General features: G+C 42.3%; 21 protein-coding genes and 1 pseudogene. 1 reads left to right on the top strand and 21 read right to left on the bottom strand.

What is annotated here, in order from left to right:
- Position 1 precedes the first annotated feature (1 nt).
- The 21 genes and pseudogenes from rnc to WMO75_RS03550 all read right to left on the bottom strand — a co-directional run bounded on the left by rnc (position 2) and on the right by WMO75_RS03550 (position 16,832).
- Positions 2 to 691, bottom strand: coding sequence for a ribonuclease III (gene rnc, locus WMO75_RS03650; protein WP_227222598.1), 690 nt, complete (start codon positions 689 to 691; stop codon positions 2 to 4).
- Between the two features lies 1 nt (position 692).
- Positions 693 to 1,751: a phosphate acyltransferase PlsX gene (gene plsX / locus WMO75_RS03645; protein WP_022215436.1), complete on the bottom strand. Its 1,059-nt coding sequence runs from the start codon at positions 1,749 to 1,751 to the stop codon at positions 693 to 695.
- Between the two features lie 116 nt (positions 1,752 to 1,867).
- Positions 1,868 to 2,200 carry a zinc ribbon domain-containing protein gene (locus WMO75_RS03640; RefSeq protein ID WP_227222596.1) on the bottom strand — a complete coding sequence of 111 codons (333 nt, stop codon included), beginning with the start codon at positions 2,198 to 2,200 and terminating at the stop codon, positions 1,868 to 1,870.
- Between the two features lie 156 nt (positions 2,201 to 2,356).
- Positions 2,357 to 2,500, bottom strand: a complete 144-nt coding sequence (locus WMO75_RS03635) for a hypothetical protein (protein ID WP_243111586.1) — start codon at positions 2,498 to 2,500, stop codon at positions 2,357 to 2,359.
- A gap of 18 nt (positions 2,501 to 2,518) precedes the next feature.
- The gene (tnpA, locus tag WMO75_RS03630) at positions 2,519 to 2,929 is read right to left on the bottom strand and encodes an IS200/IS605 family transposase (RefSeq protein WP_022215439.1); all 411 of its coding nucleotides are present in this window, start codon (positions 2,927 to 2,929) and stop codon (positions 2,519 to 2,521) included.
- 193 nt (positions 2,930 to 3,122) lie between these two features.
- Positions 3,123 to 4,961 carry an ABC-F family ATP-binding cassette domain-containing protein gene (locus WMO75_RS03625; RefSeq protein ID WP_022215440.1) on the bottom strand — a complete coding sequence of 613 codons (1,839 nt, stop codon included), beginning with the start codon at positions 4,959 to 4,961 and terminating at the stop codon, positions 3,123 to 3,125.
- A gap of 9 nt (positions 4,962 to 4,970) precedes the next feature.
- Positions 4,971 to 6,317 carry an MATE family efflux transporter gene (locus WMO75_RS03620; RefSeq protein WP_022215441.1) on the bottom strand — a complete coding sequence of 449 codons (1,347 nt, stop codon included), beginning with the start codon at positions 6,315 to 6,317 and terminating at the stop codon, positions 4,971 to 4,973.
- Between the two features lie 99 nt (positions 6,318 to 6,416).
- Positions 6,417 to 7,298 carry a hypothetical protein gene (locus tag WMO75_RS03615; RefSeq protein WP_349077645.1) on the bottom strand — a complete coding sequence of 294 codons (882 nt, stop codon included), beginning with the start codon at positions 7,296 to 7,298 and terminating at the stop codon, positions 6,417 to 6,419.
- Positions 7,299 to 7,300: 2 nt separating this feature from the next.
- Positions 7,301 to 7,741 carry a hypothetical protein gene (locus tag WMO75_RS03610; RefSeq protein WP_118698782.1) on the bottom strand — a complete coding sequence of 147 codons (441 nt, stop codon included), beginning with the start codon at positions 7,739 to 7,741 and terminating at the stop codon, positions 7,301 to 7,303.
- An 8-nt stretch (positions 7,742 to 7,749) separates the two neighbouring features.
- Positions 7,750 to 8,298: a hypothetical protein gene (locus WMO75_RS03605; RefSeq protein WP_349077643.1), complete on the bottom strand. Its 549-nt coding sequence runs from the start codon at positions 8,296 to 8,298 to the stop codon at positions 7,750 to 7,752.
- 69 nt (positions 8,299 to 8,367) lie between these two features.
- Positions 8,368 to 8,535, bottom strand: a pseudogene (locus WMO75_RS03600) (tyrosine-type recombinase/integrase); the annotation flags it as partial.
- Positions 8,536 to 8,656: 121 nt separating this feature from the next.
- Positions 8,657 to 10,234, bottom strand: coding sequence for a recombinase family protein (locus tag WMO75_RS03595; protein ID WP_227589473.1), 1,578 nt, complete (start codon positions 10,232 to 10,234; stop codon positions 8,657 to 8,659).
- Positions 10,231 to 11,922, bottom strand: coding sequence for a recombinase family protein (locus tag WMO75_RS03590; protein ID WP_227589474.1), 1,692 nt, complete (start codon positions 11,920 to 11,922; stop codon positions 10,231 to 10,233). Before WMO75_RS03590 ends, WMO75_RS03595 begins: the two co-directional genes overlap by 4 nt.
- 1 nt (position 11,923) lies before the next feature.
- Positions 11,924 to 13,615: a recombinase family protein gene (locus WMO75_RS03585; RefSeq protein WP_117555535.1), complete on the bottom strand. Its 1,692-nt coding sequence runs from the start codon at positions 13,613 to 13,615 to the stop codon at positions 11,924 to 11,926.
- 108 nt (positions 13,616 to 13,723) lie between these two features.
- Positions 13,724 to 13,972 (bottom strand): DUF6870 family protein, encoded by a 249-nt coding sequence (locus WMO75_RS03580; protein WP_015568866.1) that lies wholly within the window; start codon positions 13,970 to 13,972, stop codon positions 13,724 to 13,726.
- Positions 13,953 to 14,333: a type II toxin-antitoxin system PemK/MazF family toxin gene (locus tag WMO75_RS03575; protein WP_015568867.1), complete on the bottom strand. Its 381-nt coding sequence runs from the start codon at positions 14,331 to 14,333 to the stop codon at positions 13,953 to 13,955. The genes WMO75_RS03580 and WMO75_RS03575 overlap by 20 nt, the downstream gene beginning before the upstream one ends.
- Before the next feature lie 153 nt (positions 14,334 to 14,486).
- The gene (locus WMO75_RS03570; protein WP_005344284.1) at positions 14,487 to 14,669 is read right to left on the bottom strand and encodes a hypothetical protein; all 183 of its coding nucleotides are present in this window, start codon (positions 14,667 to 14,669) and stop codon (positions 14,487 to 14,489) included.
- A gap of 244 nt (positions 14,670 to 14,913) precedes the next feature.
- The gene (locus tag WMO75_RS03565) at positions 14,914 to 15,387 is read right to left on the bottom strand and encodes a sigma factor-like helix-turn-helix DNA-binding protein (protein ID WP_172677211.1); all 474 of its coding nucleotides are present in this window, start codon (positions 15,385 to 15,387) and stop codon (positions 14,914 to 14,916) included.
- Positions 15,388 to 15,712: 325 nt separating this feature from the next.
- Complete coding sequence (locus WMO75_RS03560) at positions 15,713 to 16,144, bottom strand: hypothetical protein (protein ID WP_227589475.1); 432 nt, start codon at positions 16,142 to 16,144, stop codon at positions 15,713 to 15,715.
- A gap of 7 nt (positions 16,145 to 16,151) precedes the next feature.
- Positions 16,152 to 16,364, bottom strand: coding sequence for a sporulation initiation factor Spo0A C-terminal domain-containing protein (locus tag WMO75_RS03555; RefSeq protein WP_227589476.1), 213 nt, complete (start codon positions 16,362 to 16,364; stop codon positions 16,152 to 16,154).
- Positions 16,365 to 16,514: 150 nt separating this feature from the next.
- Positions 16,515 to 16,832 (bottom strand): helix-turn-helix domain-containing protein, encoded by a 318-nt coding sequence (locus WMO75_RS03550; protein WP_008688152.1) that lies wholly within the window; start codon positions 16,830 to 16,832, stop codon positions 16,515 to 16,517.
- Positions 16,833 to 17,011: 179 nt separating this feature from the next.
- Here WMO75_RS03550 and WMO75_RS03545 point away from each other — a divergent pair, with 179 nt between their 5' ends.
- Positions 17,012 to 17,218, top strand: coding sequence for a DUF6219 family protein (locus WMO75_RS03545; RefSeq protein WP_008688150.1), 207 nt, complete (start codon positions 17,012 to 17,014; stop codon positions 17,216 to 17,218).
- The last annotated feature ends 199 nt before the right edge of the window (positions 17,219 to 17,417 follow it).

Here is a 17,417-nt window from a genome sequence, read left to right as displayed (position 1 = left end):
TTCATTTGACGCTTACAGCTTCCAGCTTTTTCTCCTGGATCGCCTGGTAAGCTGCCGCCTGCTCTGCGGCTTTTTTGGTGTGGCCGGTGCCACATCCGTACACTTCACCGTTTACTCTTACTTCTACGCTGAACTGCTTGTCATGATCCGGACCTTTTTCCTCTGTGAGAATATACTCTACCGGCTGGAGTCCTTTCTCCTGAACGATCTCCTGTAAGATCGTCTTGCTGTCATAGAAAAGCTGCTTGCTCTCGATATCATTCAGGATAAAATTCAGCACAAACTCTCTCGCCGGCTCAAATCCGCCGTCAAGGTAAATCGCGCCAAGGAGTGCCTCGGTCGCATCGGATACGATAGAATCTCTGTTTCGTCCTCCGGTCATGTTCTCTCCACGTCCAAGGAGAAGGAATTTCGGGAGTCCGAACTGTCTCGCACAGTAGGCAAGGCTCGGCTCGCACACAAGGCTGGCTCTCTTTTTGGTGAGTTCTCCCTCCGGGATCTGCGGAAAACGTGCATACAGGAAATCACTGCTGACAAGTTCCAGTACCGCATCGCCCAGGAATTCCAGACGTTCATTACACCCAAGTTTGCCAAGCTTTTTCTCGTTGGCATAGGAGCTGTGTGTCAGTGCCTGTTTCAAAAGTTTCTTATTCTGAAAAGTATATCCTATGATCTGTTCCAATTCTTCCATATTATTTCTGTCCTTCTTTTTCTGCTGCCGGTGTTTCTGGGGCTTCATAATGAGGCGGAAGAATACGCTCGGCGATTTTTTCATTTATCTTCTGCTGTTTAAACTGTACACACTGGAAGATCGCATTGCGGATCTCGACGGATTTCGCGCTTCCATGTGTCTTGACAACAAGTCCTTTGAGTCCCAGAAGCGGTGCTCCACCGTACTCTGTCGCGTCAAAGCTCTTGAGCGTCTGTTTCAGTGCCGGTTTCACGAGGAGAGCACCGATCTTGCTCTTTAAGGTGCTCATCATTCCTTCTTTGATCTTGTGGATCAGTTCGGAGCTGACACCCTCATACAGTTTGAGGATGACATTTCCGACAAAAGCTTCGCAGACGATGACATCGGCATAGCCTGCCGGGATATCCCTTGCTTCAATGCTTCCGATAAAATTGATTCCTTCGATTTCTTTGAGAAGAGGGAACGTTTCTTTGACCAGTGCATTTCCCTTCTCTTCCTCTGCACCGTTATTTACGATAGCGACACGCGGATTCTTGATACCTACTACATTTTCCATATAGATAGAGCCCATCTTGGCAAACTGTACCAGATGGGACGGTCTTGCGTCTACGTTGGCACCGCAGTCGATCAGGAGGGATACTCCCTTGGCTGTCGGGATCAGCGGGGCAAGAGGCGGACGCTCTACACCTTTGCTTCGTCCGACAAGCACCTGTCCGCCAACCAGAACGGCTCCGGTACTTCCGGAAGAAACGAATGCATCGGCTTTCTTTTCTTTGATCATCTTGAGACCTACTACGATGGAAGAGTCCTTCTTCTTGCGGATCGCAAATACAGGAGGCTCTGCAGTTTCGATCACCTCTGTGGCATTGACCACCTGGATCCTGTCCTTCGGATAATCCTGATATTTCTTAAGTTCTGCCTGGACAACATCCTCCACACCTGTCAGGATCACCTGAATATCATCCCGCTCTTTGACTGCTTCCACGGCTGCTTTTACAGGTTCCACCGGGGCGTAGTCGCCACCCATGGCATCTACAACTACTCTAACTACTTCTGCCATAATTTTTCCTCCTGCTGTTTTTGTTTATGTCAAATTACAAATCTGTTCTGAAAATATAAAAGATTTACACTTTATCATAGTGAACTACTCGGCAACAAATTACCAGAGCATCTGAATCAAAGCGGGATACCGCATTTTTCAGGGTGGGTCCATGCCACTACTACTGCTTGCTTTTTTGCTACGCAGCTACTTTTATTATTTGGGGCTGTTTCAGTCCGGTTACGGACAGCTGTTTCTTTTTTCCCCGCCACATACAATCCACGTTTTTTTCGGTTGGATGGCTCTGCATATTTTTTTGATACTTCCGGTGACACCGGACTGCACTGGCTGCTGTATGATTCTTTCTGTTTTTCCAGACGTATCCCATACATCTTCAGCTTATATTCCAGCATGATATACAATTTATTGTAAGGCAGTCCATGGAATTTCTGGTTCGTTCTGTGTCCCATACTCCTTCTCCATATAGATCTTCAGTTCCTTTGGCAGTGACAGCCGTATCCTGTCTGTGCCAGTTTCGTGCACGATCCCCATCTGCATATAGGTGATCCGCATATTTTGTTTTTTAAAACGGGGCGGGTTTGGCTCCCTGACCCCTTCGGACTTCTTTAAAGCATAAAAAGATTTCCAGGCTTTATCCAGCAGTTTGCAAGTTTCCTGTGCCGTCTGGGATGGAAGTTGCCTGTACCACAGATCACTTTTATGGTTTTTTTCTGACTGATCTTTACAGACGTCTTCTGCGACAGCAGCATTTCTTTCCCTCCTGGATTTCAATAGGCTTTGCTCTGACGTTCGATATAACGACGGATATTTTCTTCTGATACAGATCCGATGGTTTCCACATAATAGGAATGATTCCACAGCTCTCCTTTCCACAGCTGGTTCCTTATTTCCGGAAAACGTTCAAATAATTTTCTTCCTGTGATCCCTTTCAGATATTTAACAATAGCAGTTATGGATAACTTGGGTGGTGCAGATACAAAACAATGGATATGGTCCCCCTCTCCACATTCAAATAAATGAACCGTAAATCCCTTATCTGCTGCAATCTCCTGTACCAGCTCCTGCAGATAAGATTCGATCTCTGTACTTAATATCTTACGTCGATATTTTACTGACCACACCATATGGTAATTGATATTGCATACGCAAGTCCTGTAATGTATGAGATTTTCTTTCATACATATAATATAGCATAAGATTGTTTTAACATCAATAATATATCGAACATATTTTCTTTTATATATTTAATATAATTATATATATGTGCAGACATGCACAATTCACGCTTTTATCTCGGCAATTGAATTACCGATGATTCCCGCTTAGTATCCTAAAGAACTCGACGAAAATCAATAAAAACCGCATAATTTATTAATTGTTATTCTGGGCTTCGATCTGCTCTGCGAGGTCGTTTAAGTAAACCCAGCGGTCCATTTTTTCTTCCAGCTGCGCTTCTGCTTCTGTTTTTTCCTGGGTAAGCTCGTTTAACTTGCCGGAATTTGTCGCATTTGCCATGATCTCCGCGTCCAGTTTCTCGATTCGTGCTTCCAGCGCTGCGATATCATCATCGATGGTCTCAAATTCCCGCTGTTCTTTGTAGCTGAATTTGAGTTTGGACGGACGGTTCTGTTTCCAGGTCTTGACAGAATCTTTTTCTGCCTTTGGTGCTTCTTCGGCAGTTTTTGCTACCTTGGAAGGCTCAGCACTTCCTGCATCACTGCTTCCCTCTCTGCGCTTCTTTGCCTCCAGATAATCTGTATAGCCGCCCTCGTACTGGGTAAGATTTCCCTCGCGGTCAAACTCAAAGATACGGTCTGCGATATTATCAAGGAAGTATCGGTCATGGGATACTGCAATAACGATTCCGGCAAAAGAATCCAGATAATCTTCCAGGATCGTAAGTGTCGGGATATCGATATCGTTCGTGATCTCGTCAAGAAGAAGGACGTTCGGTGCCGCAGCCAGGACTTTAAGGAGATAGAGACGCTTCTTTTCTCCACCGGAAAGCTTCTCGATCGGCGCATACTGCATCGCCGGGTCAAATAAAAACTGCTCCAGAAGTTTCGACGCACTGATAAGTCCGTCCTTCGTCGGGATAAATTCAGCAACATCTTTGATATAATCGATCACTCGCTGGCTGCTGTTCATATCCTCGATCTCCTGGGAAAAATATCCCAGTTTGATGGTATCTCCGACCTCTACCTCACCGCTGTCCGGCTCGATAATGCCTGCGATGATCTTGAGCAGGGTGGATTTGCCACAGCCATTCGGTCCAATGATACCGAGACGCTGGTTCTTGAGCACGATATAGTCAAAATCACGGATGCAGATTCTGTCACCAAAACGCTTGGAAATATGATGGAGTTCGATCGTCTTTTTGCCCATTCTTGTCTCCACGGAGTCGATCTCTACGTTTTTGTCGCGCACCGGGGCTGTGGAATTTTTCATTGCCTCCAGACGGTCGAGACGTGCCCTCTGCTTGGTGCTTCTCGCACGGCAGCCACGCTTGGCCCACTCGATCTCCATGCGCAGGATACTCTGTTTCTTGCGTTCGGAAGCCATCTCCATCTCTTCTCTCTGCGCCTTGAGTTCCAGGAATTCTGAATATTTTGCCTCGTAGCTGTAAAGCTTGCCATGGCTGATCTCGAGGATCTTGTTTGTCACACGGTCAAGGAAATATCGGTCATGTGTTACCATGATCACAACGCCCTTGAAACGGTTAAGGTAATCTTCCAGCCAGGAAGCCATCTCATTGTCCAGATGGTTGGTCGGCTCGTCCAGGATCAGGACATCCGTTGGGTTTACAAGAACTGCCGCCAGCGCCACACGCTTTTTCTGACCACCGGAGAGATGTTCAATCTCTTCTTCATGGTCTTCGATCCCCAGTTTGTTGAGAACCATATGTGCCTCTGTCTCCGGATTCCAGCTCTGTTCCTTCTGCCCCTGCGTCACATAGGAAAGGATCGTTGCGCCCTCCGGGAACTGCGGGTGCTGCGGAAGATAGGTGATGCGAAGTCCGTTCTGCGTGATCACCTGACCCTCATCTGCTTCTTCCAGTCCGGCAAGGATCCGAAGGAAGGTTGTTTTTCCTGTTCCATTGATGCCGATGATCCCGATCTTGTCTCCCTGATGGATCCCGCAGGAAATGTCATCAAAGATCACTTTATCTCCATAAACTTTACTGATATGCTCCAGATTCAAAACATTCATTCTATAATCTCACTCCTGTACGTTTTTTACTTTTGGAAATTTTCTGAAATAATAAATAATGAACAAAACTGCCGTGATGCCCCAGGATACCGGGTAACTCAGCATGATCGTATTGATCCCCGGATGTCCCGGAAATACACCGAACATCCACACAATACGGATCAGACAGACTCCTCCGCAGGTGAGCAGCATCGGCACAAGGACCCTGCCTGCCCCTCGAAGTGCACCGGAAAGGATCCCGATCACCACATACATGAAATAGGATGGCAGAAGGAAATGCATCATATCCACACCGATCCGTACAACATTTTCATCTGTCGTAAACAGCCGATAAAGCGGGCCTGCCAGCGCATACAGCACTCCACTTACAAGAATCGCACCGGCATATGACATCCCAAGACAGATGCCGACACTTTTTCGCATTCTTTTTACCTTACCTGCCCCGTAGTTCTGCCCTACAAAAGTCGTGATGGAAATGCCAAATGCATTTACGACCATCCAGTAAACCGCATCGATCTTTGCAAAAGTTCCCCACGCTGCGACGGTATCTGTTCCCAGTTCATTTACGAACACCTGAATGATCAGGTTGGCGATGGTATACATGGTCGCTTCCAGTGCCGCAGGAATACCGATCCGAAGGACAGAATTAAGGGAAACTCTGTAAAAACGGATCTCCCTTAGTTTCAGCTGGAACAGCGGATGTTCTTTCATAAGCATTGCCGTGACCAGAATGGAACTGATTCCCTGACAGCTCACAGTCGCGATCGCAACGCCCATAACACCCAGACGGAAAATCACCACAAGCAGGATATCAAGGACAATGTTCAGCCCGCAGGTAACCATCAGCACGTACAGCGGTCTTCTGGAATCTCCCACTGCGCGGAGGATGGACGCCCCCATATTATAAATGATATTAAAAATCATGCCGCAGAAATAAATATGAAGATAAAGCCTGGAATCTGCCATCAGTTCCTGCGGAGTCTTCATAAGCTCAAGCACTGTATTTGTAACCAGAAGTCCGACCACAGCCACCACAAATCCTGTCACAATACCAAATGCATAAGATGTATGAAGTGTCTTATTCAGGTTCTTCTTATCTTTTGCCCCGTAAAACTGCGCCACGATCACGGACGCACCGGACGTCAGTCCGACAAAAACTTCCACGACCAGGTTCACAATCTGGTTTACCGAACCGCCGACAGCCGCCAAAGCTTCCTTACCTACAAAACGACCGACAACAATGCTGTCGGCCGTGTTATATATCTGCTGAAAAAATGTCCCGATCACGATCGGAAAAAAGAAGATCAGAAGCTGTTTCCAGATCACACCTTCCGTAATCTGATTCTTCTCATCCATTTACATAACTCCCCCATTTCATACTCTTTCGAGTCCATTCGATTTCTCATCCTTATCCTTGTCAGTATAGCAGAGGGAAATGGGAAAAGCAATGTATTTTTACCATTGAGAAGGATCAGACAATACGATCTGCGGATTTAACGGGTCTGTGGAAGAATACATGGAAAAGACATTTCCTGCCGGATCGAACCACTCACCGCTGCCGCCTTCCTGCATTCCCGGATACAGTGAATCCCATGCATCACCTGGCTGATAACCGTACATGCAATATTCTCCTCCTGACTGCTTAAGTACGATTTTGGATATTGTAAGATCAGAAAGCTCCACTGCCTGTCCTCTGGCATAAAACATTACCTGATCATTTTCTACTACGGTATCTTCTCCTTCTGTCCTTGCACCTACGTCATCTACTTCAAAAAAAATCTCCCGCAGGTTTTCTCCCATATACTGAGAAACTTCTGTTTTGTCTGTGTGTGATCCCAGTGTGACATGCGACATTGTCACCGTCAGATTATTATCTTGTCCGTCCAGAGCCACATAATTGCCGTTTCTGTCATAGTAGACCGGTTTTGACGGCATGCACCGGAATCCCTTTCCTGACAGTTCATTTCCTGCATCACTGTATGACATCCCGGTATCTACTCCCATCAGCCAGTATGGATTCCCGCTCCCTGTGAGCTGAATCTGTGTAATGCCATCTCCTCCATTACTGGAATCTGCACTGAATAAAGTCACCTGCCCATTAGAAGAACTGGTCACGCCCATATTCCAGTAAGGTTCAGACATACCGTCAAATTTCCCTGCCATTTCTTTGAGGCTTCTTCCAAACATGGATTCCAGTTCCGGGTCTTCTACGGACGATCCGCCAATTTCCCCAATAAACGGAATCTTGATTCCTGCATAACATGGAACTGCTGCCATTCCGCTAATCGTCATTGCTGCAGCCACTGCTGCACTTATTGTCTTAAAATTTCTTTTCATAACTATATCTCCTTTTCTTTCATTATTTTCCATCCCTTTTTTTCCAGAGTTTCCAGTTTTTCGTTGAACTCTGCCCGGTCTTCTTCTGCGCTGGAATTATCCAGCCCGTCTGTGATCAGATGCAGGCTTACTTCCTGTCTTTCTGCTGGCGGCATGAGATCACAGACCAGATCCAGTACTTCTTCTGCCCGGTCCGTATAGGCAGTATAACCTTTTGTATAATAGGTAAAAGTATCCAGTGGTTTCACATATTTCAGCGGCATCCGGCAATAAAGCAGTTCACATTCTTCATTGCACAGTGCCAGCGTTACCAGAAACGGACTTTTTTTCTGCTTCTGTTGTGTAAGCCAGTGATTAAAGCGTTCTATGATTTCTTTTTCTTTCCCATGCATTGACCTGCTGCGGTCTATGATATAAACAAATTCTGTAGTTTTCTTTTCCATTGCTCCTCCTACTCTGCCGAATATGCGCTTTCCTGAAAAAACTGGTATTTTTTTCGCGGAACGATCTGGATTTTCAGGAAATCTTCCCGGCTCTCTCTGAAAATCAGAATCCCCTCTTCCCACTGATACATATGAATGCTCCCTGTATCTTGTTGATTCTGGAGTTCCCGGTCTTTTGCAATAAGATCTCCGGCAGTTTTGTTATCCGGGTCTTCTGCATCTGCAAGAAACAAAAGAAGTTTCGAAGCCAGTTCTCCCGGTTCAATTCCCTTTCCTTTCTGGCACGTCATTGTAAGTTCCAGAATATCCCCATTGACCAGATCTCTTTCTGCTGTGATCGTGCAGAAATCTTCTATCTGATACTCTGTATCCTGGTGAAAATCCGTTTCTGTAAGTCCATATTCACTGACTGCTGCCGTACATTCCGTTTCTTTTTCTTCTTTTTTATAAGAAAAACTTACTAAATTTCTGATTATCTTTTCATAAGTTGGTAAATGCCGATATATCCCGTATTTTAGGGCTTTATCGGTATTTTCTTTTTGGAAGATACCTTGCATAAGCTGGCATTTACCAGCATGAAAATGCAACCAAAAGTAGTAAATGAGTAGTAAATATAAGCTCCGATATTAACAAGCCAGTCTTTCCAGTTCTGCTTTTGCAGATTGAAATGTACCGTGTGCATAATAGCCAAGTGTCATGGTTATGTTAGCGTGTCCCATAAGATATTGCAGGGTGTTTGGGTTCATTCCTCTGTTTGCCATATTCGTACAGTAAGTATGTCGGAATGAATGTGGATGTGTCAAGTATAGGACAAAAAAAATTTTATTTTTTTCTGCCGAAGACTATCTGACGCTTCCATCAGGTAGTCCCAGCACCTTTATTATCTTCTGATAAGTCCTTCTTGTCCTGCTCAAGTTACCTCTGTTCCGAAAAAATATCGTCAAAATTCCATTCGATTTCAATTTCATCCTGACAATGAACACGGATCACCTTGATAATCTCACGCAACTTCTCTGTATCGAACTTCTGAATTCCCAAGAAATCTTTTAGTTTTATTTTATCAGAAAGTTCATTTTGTTCAAGAAGCTTTTTACTATTCTCCGCATCTTCTATCTTTCGTTTTATTTCCTCCAGCTGTACACTTATCTTTCCAGCTCTCTGCTTATACGAATCACGATCTATACGACCATCTTTGTAAGCATCATAGAGTTTCATCTTTTCCGAGGTCAACTGTCGGCTTTGTTTTTGCAATTCTGCGGTATTGATCTCTTTGTCGTCGCATTGCCTGTTGGAAGATACTTTCTTTTCTTTTTCCAACATTGACGCTGCATACTGATGGACAAGCCCAAGGATATTCTCCTCCAGCGGTTCCCGTCGGATCACCAGACTTCGACACACAGGATCTCCATTGGTTCGAGCATCTGAGCATTTTAGCAGATGCTCCGTTTCTTTTAGTAAAGAATGCCCACAGTTGGCACATATCAGTAATGCCGGCTGTTTTTTACGCCTTTCCAGAGTAAAATTGGTGCGTGATTCCGCAACACTTCTCTTCTTTTTCGGATGCATTTCATTTGCTTTTTCAAACAATGCTCTGTCTATAATTGCCGTATGATGATTTTCCAGGCGAACCCATTCTGTTTCATCATTCAGAACTGCTTTATGACCGGTATGCATACTGCAACGTGTTTTTCCCCAGATTCTGGTTCCAATATAAATCTCATCCCGGACAATTGCCGCTACTGTCGTAGGGCTCCAATGTTTCTTTTTGATCGTGTCAAACCTCTGGAACTGCACCTGATCCCCTCTTGATAATTTCTGCTCATCACAAGTGGCAATCGCCTGTCTGTTCAATTCCCTTGTAATATCTGCGAAACTTGTTCCTTCCGCTGCCATCCGAAAAATCATTTTCACGACTTTTGCAGCCTCCGGATCAACTTCCAGTCTTCCGTCTTTTCCTTTTTTATAGCCATATCTGGCATTTACCGGAAGGCGTGTACCATTTCTCGTTCTTGTCTGCAATGCTGATGAAATTTTCTTGGACAAATCCAGGCTATACATATTGTATATCAGATTCTGCAATGCTACATTCATTCCACCAGTCATTCCGCTGCTCGCTGCACTGTCATAGCTGTCATTAATCGAAATAAATCGAATCTGTAGAAGTGGGAAAATATATTCAATATAAAATCCAACTTCCAGATAGTCTCTTCCAAATCTGGAAAAGTCTTTCACAACTACACAGCCGATTTCTCCGCTTTTCATGTCATCCTGCAGCTGTTGAAATCCCTGCCTTTTAAAATGAGTACCGCTAACACCGTCATCCACATATTCCAGAATATCCAACTCAGCTACACCCAGCTCATCAATTGCAAATGATTTTAACAGAATTCTCTGAGAAGTTACACTGTCGCTCTCTTTTTTGGCTCTGCCATCTACATTGTCATCTTCTGCAGACAAACGGATGTAAACAGCTGTTTTTCTAAGATCTGTCATCTTGACTGCGCCTCCTTCTCTTTCTTTAGTTTCTGTAAATCTGCAAACTGATCGTCATATACCAGCTTGATCTCATAATCATACTTACCACGGATAATAATTGAATCTACAAAGGCATCTGCCATTTCTTTTGTCAGCTTACGCTTTGACATATAAGTATGTATCACATTTCCCCAGCCTTCTTCAATGTGGTAATCCTGGGAATACCGAACCTGTGCCGCCAATACTGTGTCCAGACGGCTCTTGATATTCTCAATTTCATTGGAATAGATCCGAGAAAACTGTATGTATTCTTCTTCTGTAATCAAACGTTCGGAATAGTCTTCATATAAATCCGATTTACGCTTACTGATACGGCTTAGTTCCCGTCGAAGTTTCCCCACCTCTTTATCCAAAAGCAGGTACTGTGTCTGATTTTTGGAAGCTGCATTCATTTCCTGAATCATTTTTTCTGTATCCAATACGGTTTTCATATGCGTTTGAATCAGGCGAAGAACATCGTCATCCACATATTCTTTTCTGACTCTGTGCCCTTTGCATTGCTTTCCTCCGGATTTATGGTTAGTATTGGCTCCGCAGATATAAAAGAATGTGCCATTTCTTTCTCTGGACAACGTCATGCGGTTGCCACAGCCTCCGCACCATATCTTTCCTGTATAGAAATTATGGTTTCTAATAGCTCCATTGTTCTGCTGATGTTTCTTCTTATAAGCTTCCGTATATTCCTGGATTTTAGATTGTACCTGTTGAAACAACTCTCTATCTATAATCCCTTCATGCGTGTTCTCCACATGCACCCATTCACTCTCTGGTCGATTTCTCTGTTTATTTCCCTGGAAAACACTTTGCTGATATTTTCCAAATACAGAATCACCTGTGCAATGAACATCCTGAAGAACTCGTTTCACTTCATAATTGTTCCAGGGTTTTGACTCCGGAAGCGGCTTTTCACCGGTTTTATAGAATTTTCTCTGTAAAGTCGGCGATAAAACTCCATCTTTATTGAGCTGTCTTGCAATATCACTATAGTTCCTGCCATCCATATACATAGAAAATATACTTTTCAAATGTTCTGCAGCTTCTTCATCAACGATCAGCTGATGATGGTCTTCTTCTGACTTTCTGTAACCATACGGTTCCCAGGCACTTGTAAATTTTCCTTTTTTCCAAAGAGCTTTTTTTGCGCTGCTGCTCTTTTTGGCAAGGTCTTTCGAATAGAACTCATTGATAATATTCTTCAGTGGAACTGTAAGATCCACACCCTCTCTGAAGGAATCGAAATCATCTGTCACAGCCAGGAATCTTACATGAAAAAACGGAAATACTCGTTCAATATAGTTGCTGGTTTCGACATAATTTCTTCCAAGTCTGGACAAATCTTTTACAATAACACAATTGATTTTTCCATGCTTGATATCTTCCATCATCTGTACGAATCCAGGACGGTCAAAATTTGTACCTGAATAGTCTGAGTCCTTATAAACTTCCGCAACCGAAATATCTTCCGTATCTGCTACAAAGTTTTTCATCAATTCCACCTGGGTTTCTATCGTCCCTCTTTCTAATGTTTCTTCTGTTTCCATTGAAATTCTGGCATACAATCCTGCCCGGAATGGTCTTCTCACCTCTGTCTGGACGGTTGCACTGCCGACTACTTCCGGAATGTTTTTCCTACTCTTTCGTGCCATTTTATACAACCTCCTTTACCTTAACCTGCAGATTATTATCATCATCTATTACCGTATCAACTCCCATAGCCGGTAATTGATTCAGCAATGTCTGATAACAATCATCAAAATCAAAAGTGATCTCTATATTCTTTTTATCATATACTCGGATTTTCCTGATCAGTTCTACCACCACTGTGCGGGACAGTTCTTCAATATCCTGATATTTCACAAAATAATCCAGCCAGGTATTGGCATTGTCTGCTTTTTCCAGCTCACTATCCATTTCTTTCTGGATTGCACGGATACTCTCTTCCGCATTTCTAAGCCTCTTTCCATAGGCTGCATGAAGCTCTACATAGTCTTCTTTTGATACAATGCCCTCTTTCATATCCGAATAGAGCATCATCCGTAACTCCTTACAACGTTCTGTCTCCTGTTTTTTCTTCTCCAGCCTGTCCTGCAGCTTCTTCATATTGATCTCCTGAAATGGCACAGTACCAACAAATTCCAGGACTCTTTTCAGGTGCAGGATATTCTGGATATGCTGTTTCAGCATCACCAGTACGGCATCTTCCAGATCCTTTTCCGGTATTCTATGACTAGAACAGCGTTTTGTTTCTTTATTTGCGGAACATAGATAATAAGCATATTTTTTCCCTGCCACAGTAGAAACCTTTCTTGTCATAGGTGCACCACAATCCGCACATACAGCAATTCCGGATAACAGATATACTTGCTTTTGGTCAGGCGAAGTACGTGTATCCATGCCCAGAAGTCTCTGAACAATTTCAAAATCACGGTCACTCACCAATGGCTCATGATTTTTCTCAATCCGGATCCAGTCATCTTCCGGTTTCACATAAGTCTGCTTCACTTTATGGTTCGGTGTCGTCCTTTTTCCCTGCACAAGGTTTCCGATATAAACCTCGTTTTCCAGTATCCTGCGGACGGTAACGGAACTCCAAAGTGCCTGTTCTTTCTGCCGGAAGCCTGTTTCATAATGACTGCCACTGCTGATTTTATACTCAAATGGGGAAAGAATACCCAGTTCATTTAAACGATTAGCAATCGCATCCTGACTCATTCCCTGCAGCTTCATCTTAAAAATATCCTGTACTACACTGCCTGCAGATGGATCAATCTCTAATTTATGCTTATCTGTCTTTGTCTTCCTGTATCCAAAAGCTACAAACGGAGTCACGCATTCGCCTTTTTTCCTCTTAATCTCAAGATTACTCCTGATCTTAATAGAAATGTCACGGCAATAAGCATCATTGATTAAATTCTTAAATGGGATAATAATTTCGTCTGCCTGATTCTTTCCCTTGAGACTGTCATAATTGTCATTGATGGCAATAAAACGCACACCAAGAGCCGGGAATAATCTCTCGATATACTTCCCAGAATCAATATATTCCCTTCCAAATCGTGATAAATCTTTTACCACTACGCAGTCTACAATCCCACGCCGGATATCTTCCAGCATTGCCTGGAATGCTGGGCGCTCAAAATTAGAGCCTGAGTAGCCATCATCAACTCGGACTGAAACAACTTCTATATCTTTTTTGTCTTTCAGGAAATCCAGAATCAAAGCTTTCTGGTTAGAAATGCTGTTACTTTCCAGTTTTGCTGAACTGGAAATATCGCCATCTTCTTTAGATAATCTGACATAGATGGCGGCATGATAGATTTTATTGATATTCTGATACATATCTTACCTCCTTTTATTACGTCAGAAAATCCATGTAATAAAAGGGGGCTGCATAATTTGTCCTTACCGACATTCTAACACAGTCCCCTCAATCTTGCCAGTACTTTTTCAGACACTCAGAAGCATATTCTCAAATGCCTGCTCCATAGATATACCGTTATTGGCAAATCTGACTTTTACTTTCATATTGCCGATCCGGACCAAATATGGATTTCCTACTTTATTCAGAAAAATATCTCTCCGTTCCTGAAGCGATTTATTTCTGTCTGCTTTTATCATCCGTAGATCAGTCATTTCATTGATATCTACATCACTGAAATCCTGCTCCAGATAGTTTCTATATTCCTCTGCCGTCATGCCCTTCTCCTTCCATTCCCATCTGAATCTGTACTGCTTTCAGTACCCGATCCAGGCTCCACTTGTTCACTCTTCCGCATTTCTCAATAATACATTTCGTAGAAATGCTCATAACCTGTTCAGCCAGTGCCAGGCTTCCTTTTCGGATTCCCGTCATATCATATTTGCTGATAAATACATGTGTTGGCAAATACCGTTTCTTATAAATTCTTGATGTCAGCGGAACTACCGTTATGACTGAACTGTATGTATTGGCTTTATTATTACTCACTACGATCACCGGTCTTACTCCACCCTGAACAGATGTTGTAGGAAACATACCGAGATCTGCCCATAAAATATCTCCTCTGCGGATTGTCATTTGTCCTCTCTCCAATCTATTATTTTTATTTGTAAAGCATCCATAGCGCTATATTGGCTCCACAGGAATACGGCAGAGTTTCTTTCCCATAAGGAAAGCTCTGCCGCATAACCTCTATAGCCAATTTGATTATTAAACAGTGCTCGCTCGATTCTATTTATCCTCGATACCCCGAATCGTTACTCCCGCATATGCAGGAAGGGAATAATAACCTGCCCGGATGCATACTCCGGACCACAACCCGGAAACTCTCGTTTCCAGGCTCCAGCAGTTCATAGGTTTACCAGTTACAGACTTCTCAGGATCTGCAAGTGTATCGCATCTCATACATATCATCGCATCACCAGCCTGCCAGCTGGCTTCGGTCAGTGCTTTTTCGCAGCATTACGGACTGAACTAAAAATCTTTGTTTTGTCTTATAATCCTATAGCGGCATCTTCCTCGTGCTCTTTGCATGAAATGTCACGTCAGTTATTATTGGATATTCAGTTATCATGGTTCATTTTAGGAAGTCCTTTAACTTCCTCTAATTACTAAAGTCAAATGACTTTGGCAGATGCAAAAGATTTTGAAAAATTTTTTAAAAAAATTTATTCATATACATTTCACGCATCTTATTAAGAGTGGATTTCAGCTTGTATGACAGCATCTGTCTGGAAATCCCCATAATCTCCGCCATCTGTGTCTGTGTCTTGTTTTCAAAGAAAATGCCATAAATAATCATGCGTTCCTCTGAGTTCAGTTGATTGATCACTGTGTGAATATCCTGCTGTTCCATTTTTGTCAGTACACAGTGCTCCACATCACAGTTCAGATCTGGAAAATCCTCAATCATGAAGCCTTCTCCATCAATGGACTGACCGCTGTAAGGTACTTCTCTCAGCATCTTATCCACAACCTCACCCAGTTCATTCTTAATCTCAACTTTTTTTGCCTTGCTGCTTCTGTAAAAATTATTCATCGCATACGCAACTTCTTTTGTAATCTCGATCATTTCTCCATCAATATTTGCGTAATACTTTCCTTCGTAAAAATATGGGTGTTCAATATACATATCCGTTCCTCCTGAATTTGAAATCTTGTTGCTCGTTTCAAATCCAGAAGGCGGACCTCTGTTTAGGATCATGCCTGCTCCGCCTTTATCCTGCCGGGATACGCCCGCAGTTATTGGCTGAGAAATTCAGGCACGAAAAAAGCCCCAGTAGTTTTTTCTTAACTACTGAGGCTTTCGTCTCTTTCTTGTATTCAATTATCTATGCCTTCTTTCATCAGCATAATCATTGTATCAGGATAAAGTTCACAAAGTATCCGCAATATATTCCCATAAGTTCATATCATTATTGGAATCGTACATATTTCAGTATAAAAAGTTCACCGTGTTATTCTTCTACTTCTTTTCCATCTATATATAGTTGAAATTTATCAGGATTATTGACTACATCATAGTCCTTTCCGTATTCTACAGGTCTGTATTCAGCTGTCATTACCGATTCCCCTTCTTCAATATTCTCTTTCCATAAATAGATGTTCATATCAAGGCTCGTCGCATATCCCCTGTCTGTGGAGAATTTTGTCGAATGAAAAGAATCATCCTTGTACATCTGCAAAAGTTCTCTTGCAAACGCTTCTCTATCCTCAATATTTTCCCGGTTAGCGACCACAGTTAAATTTTCATCCCGATTTACGGAAAATGTTCCTACTACATCCGGTTCACCTCCCTTATGACCGGATTCAGATTTCCAACAAATACTTCCTGTAGCAATTATCAAGATTACTGCTCCTGTAATCACTGCAATTATCTTTTTCTTCATATTTTCATTAATTTCCTTTTAATTGTTTTACTGCGAAATTGATTACTTCTTCCGGTGTGGGTCTGTTTCCTTTAAGTGTCATTTTCTTCCATTCTTCCTGGACATCCGGATCAGGATTATCAAATCCTGCATCTATGGCTATCTGCATTTCTCTGCGTACTTCTTCTGGTGTTGTGTTGTACTTTTCTGCAATCTTCTCATAAATAGTTTTCTCTCTCATTCATTTTCCTCCAATATACAAGTAGAATTATATCTTGTTCTATAGAACTAATTTAGCATATTTCTATTGTCATGAAAAGACACTTTACAACTTAAAGCTGAATAAAAGGTCAAAAAAAGAAGAGCTACTTGCTCTTCCCAGTTTGTCATATTACTCTTCCAATAATGTATGGATTACTTTGATAATTTTTTTCTGCTCTTTGATCGGAAGTTTTTCTATTTTCTCTGTCAGCTCATTGGTAACACCTGTAACTGAATGTGCCACAACATCAATCAAAAGAGTATCTGCAGAAACATCTAATGCATTTGCAATTGCAACAAAGGTATCCAATTTTGTAACTTTCAAACCTCTCTCTATTACACTCACATGCGTCGGGCTTAAATTTACTAATGCAGCCAGTTCCTCTTGCGTGAGATTTTTTGCTTCTCGTGCTGATTTGATTCGCTGTCCTACTGCTTTCAAATCCATCGTAACACCTCCTCCAGAACGAATAATCGTTCTGAATTTAGTATACTTGTGGATATCTTAAATATACAGAATCGCAAAGCCAAGTTCTAATTCTACAGAACTATATTCAAAGTTTTTCTTTGCATTTTCGTAAAAAAGCGTTATGATTGAATCAGTTAAATCAAAGGAGGTATCAAATCATGAAATCACATAAATACTGGTCCTTAGGCGCACTTTTCTGTATGTTGGGATGCATTTATTCTGGAATCAAAAAATCTATGACTGCACATAAATACTTTGCCTATTCTTCATTGCTTTGTATGGGCATGTCCATTTATTCCGGTCACAAACTGGTTTCTCCAAAGAAGAAAAAAATCACTGAATCAAATAATAGTGAGAATAGTTAAATAAAAAATTGACCTTTATTCATCAAAGACAAAGTTGCTGGAGAATATTTTTTCTCTCCAGCAACTTTCTTTATCTTTAAGCCATTGAGATACAATACTGTCCAATCAGCTTCATCCAACTATTATATTTATTCTTTTCACACACCTTTCGGCAAATTTCATTTTCCATCAATACACAGAACATCTTATCATAATCAAA

It is taken from the genome of Blautia intestinihominis (genome assembly GCF_040096655.1).
GTDB classification, from domain to species: domain Bacteria; phylum Bacillota; class Clostridia; order Lachnospirales; family Lachnospiraceae; genus Blautia_A; species Blautia_A intestinihominis.
The sequence above is the reverse complement of the archived record's forward strand: the minus strand, read 5'-3'. Positions and strand labels throughout refer to the sequence as shown.

Coding starts and splice junctions, on each gene's coding strand:
- WMO75_RS03580 (WP_015568866.1), bottom strand. CDS start 13,972: ATGACGGCAGAGGAATATAGAAACTATCTGGAGCAGGATTTCAGTGAT.
- WMO75_RS03560 (WP_227589475.1), bottom strand. CDS start 16,144: ATGAAGAAAAAGATAATTGCAGTGATTACAGGAGCAGTAATCTTGATA.
- WMO75_RS03595 (WP_227589473.1), bottom strand. CDS start 10,234: ATGACAGATCTTAGAAAAACAGCTGTTTACATCCGTTTGTCTGCAGAA.
- WMO75_RS03605 (WP_349077643.1), bottom strand. CDS start 8,298: ATGCAAGGTATCTTCCAAAAAGAAAATACCGATAAAGCCCTAAAATAC.
- WMO75_RS03610 (WP_118698782.1), bottom strand. CDS start 7,741: ATGGAAAAGAAAACTACAGAATTTGTTTATATCATAGACCGCAGCAGG.
- WMO75_RS03550 (WP_008688152.1), bottom strand. CDS start 16,832: ATGGATTTGAAAGCAGTAGGACAGCGAATCAAATCAGCACGAGAAGCA.
- WMO75_RS03545 (WP_008688150.1), top strand. CDS start 17,012: ATGAAATCACATAAATACTGGTCCTTAGGCGCACTTTTCTGTATGTTG.
- WMO75_RS03590 (WP_227589474.1), bottom strand. CDS start 11,922: ATGGCACGAAAGAGTAGGAAAAACATTCCGGAAGTAGTCGGCAGTGCA.
- tnpA (WP_022215439.1), bottom strand. CDS start 2,929: ATGAAAGAAAATCTCATACATTACAGGACTTGCGTATGCAATATCAAT.
- rnc (WP_227222598.1), bottom strand. CDS start 691: ATGGAAGAATTGGAACAGATCATAGGATATACTTTTCAGAATAAGAAA.
- WMO75_RS03575 (WP_015568867.1), bottom strand. CDS start 14,333: ATGACAATCCGCAGAGGAGATATTTTATGGGCAGATCTCGGTATGTTT.
- WMO75_RS03625 (WP_022215440.1), bottom strand. CDS start 4,961: ATGAATGTTTTGAATCTGGAGCATATCAGTAAAGTTTATGGAGATAAA.
- WMO75_RS03555 (WP_227589476.1), bottom strand. CDS start 16,364: ATGAGAGAGAAAACTATTTATGAGAAGATTGCAGAAAAGTACAACACA.
- WMO75_RS03635 (WP_243111586.1), bottom strand. CDS start 2,500: ATGCTGCTGTCGCAGAAGACGTCTGTAAAGATCAGTCAGAAAAAAACC.
- plsX (WP_022215436.1), bottom strand. CDS start 1,751: ATGGCAGAAGTAGTTAGAGTAGTTGTAGATGCCATGGGTGGCGACTAC.
- WMO75_RS03620 (WP_022215441.1), bottom strand. CDS start 6,317: ATGGATGAGAAGAATCAGATTACGGAAGGTGTGATCTGGAAACAGCTT.
- WMO75_RS03615 (WP_349077645.1), bottom strand. CDS start 7,298: ATGAAAAGAAATTTTAAGACAATAAGTGCAGCAGTGGCTGCAGCAATG.
- WMO75_RS03585 (WP_117555535.1), bottom strand. CDS start 13,615: ATGTATCAGAATATCAATAAAATCTATCATGCCGCCATCTATGTCAGA.
- WMO75_RS03640 (WP_227222596.1), bottom strand. CDS start 2,200: ATGGGACACAGAACGAACCAGAAATTCCATGGACTGCCTTACAATAAA.
- WMO75_RS03565 (WP_172677211.1), bottom strand. CDS start 15,387: ATGTATATTGAACACCCATATTTTTACGAAGGAAAGTATTACGCAAAT.
- WMO75_RS03570 (WP_005344284.1), bottom strand. CDS start 14,669: ATGATATGTATGAGATGCGATACACTTGCAGATCCTGAGAAGTCTGTA.